The following is a 1,591-nucleotide window of genomic DNA, read 5'->3' as shown; positions in this document are numbered from 1 at the left end:
GTAAGCGTCCAGCCAAGTCACCTTCCGAACTCCAGCATTAAGGGCGATGGTGTCCGCGTATTTTTAAGCGGACGCGATAGCCCTTATCGCCGGGATTTCCATGCGCCAACGAAGCTCTTACCCCAAACCGTTCAAGGCCCAGGTTGTTCAGGAGTGCCTGCAACCTGGTGCGACCGTCTCCAGCGTTGCCATCAGCCACGGCATCAACGCCAACGTCATTCGCAAGTGGCTGCCGCTTTACCGAGATCAGCTACCAGCGGCGTTGCCGGCGTTCGTGCCATTGAGGGCCACGCCTAAACGAACAACTGAGGCGTTCGCACTCATTGAGTTGTCCCTTGGCGAGCAATCGGTCACGGTGAAATGGCCAGCCTCCGATCCTGAAGGTTGCGCCCGCTTTGTGCGTGGGCTCACCCCGTGATCCGAATCGATGCCATCTGGCTCGCCACCGAGCCGATGGATATGCGCGCCGGCACCGACACCGCGTTGGCGCGTGTGGTGGCCGTGTTCGGTGCGGCGAAGCCGCACTGCGCCTATCTCTTCGCCAATCGCCGCGCCAACCGCATGAAAGTCCTGGTGCATGACGGCGTGGGTATCTGGCTCGCCGCGCGGCGATTGCACCAGGGCAAGTTTCATTGGCCTGGCATCCGGCACGGCTCGGAAGTCGAACTCGACACCGAGCAACTTCAGGCTTTGGTGCTGGGTCTACCCTGGCAGCGGGTCGGTGCAGCCGGCGCGATCACAGTGCTGTAGCACCTGCCATTAGCCCATCGGTTTATCTCCGCTGATCGCCTGCTCTGGCACAATCAGCGGCATGACTTCCGCGCCCAATCTCGACCAACTGACGCCTGACCAGCTGCGCACACTGGCCGCGCAGTTGCTCACGCAGGTCGACGTGATGGGCAAGAGGATCCACCGCGACCAAACGGTTATCGAGAACCTCACCCACGAAATCGCCATCCTCAAGCGGCACAAGTTTGCCAAGCGTAGTGAGCAACTGAGCCCTGACCAGGGCCGCCTGCTGGATGACCTGCTCGACACCGACATCGTGGCCATCGAGGCGGAGCTGAACGCGGTCAATCCGCCGGCTGCGCCGGCCGACGCACGCCAGCAGCCCAAGCGCACACCGCTGCCAGCGCAGCTCCCGCGCACCGTGATCCATCACGAACCGGAGAACACCCAGTGCGCCTGCGGCTGCCAGCTGCTACGCGTGGGTGAAGACGTCAGCGAAAAACTGGATTACACGCCGGGCGTGTTCACCGTCGAGCAGCACGTGCGTGGGAAATGGGCCTGCCGCCAGTGCGAAACGCTGATCCAGGCGCCAGTGCCGGCGCAGGTGATCGACAAGGGGATCCCCACCGCCGGCCTGTTGGCGCACGTGATGGTGGCCAAGTTCGCCGACCATCTGCCGCTGTACCGACAGGAAAAGATCTTCGGCCGCGCCGGCCTGGCTATCGCTCGTTCGACGCTGGCGCAGTGGGTCGGGCAAACCGGCGTGCAGCTCCAGCCGCTGGTCGATGCGCTGCGCGAAGCCGTGCTGGGCCAACGCGTGATCCACGCTGACGAAACCCCGGTGCAAATGCTCGCGCCGGGC

The 1,591-nt window shown here is 63.7% G+C and carries 3 protein-coding genes; all 3 read left to right on the top strand.

What is annotated here, in order from left to right:
- Positions 1 to 100: 100 nt before the first annotated feature.
- Positions 101 to 418, top strand: coding sequence for an IS66-like element accessory protein TnpA (tnpA, locus tag ACYCAX_RS26520; protein ID WP_041015591.1), 318 nt, complete (start codon positions 101 to 103; stop codon positions 416 to 418).
- Complete coding sequence (tnpB, locus tag ACYCAX_RS26515; RefSeq protein WP_460249209.1) at positions 415 to 750, top strand: IS66 family insertion sequence element accessory protein TnpB; 336 nt, start codon at positions 415 to 417, stop codon at positions 748 to 750. The genes tnpA and tnpB overlap by 4 nt, the downstream gene beginning before the upstream one ends.
- A gap of 61 nt (positions 751 to 811) precedes the next feature.
- Positions 812 to 1,591, top strand: a 780-nt coding sequence (tnpC, locus tag ACYCAX_RS26510) for an IS66 family transposase (RefSeq protein WP_460249208.1), incomplete at its 3' end; no start/stop codon positions are given.

The sequence above is a fragment of the Pseudomonas sp. MT3 genome (assembly GCF_054720805.1).
This window is presented reverse-complemented; position numbering and strand designations above follow the sequence as displayed.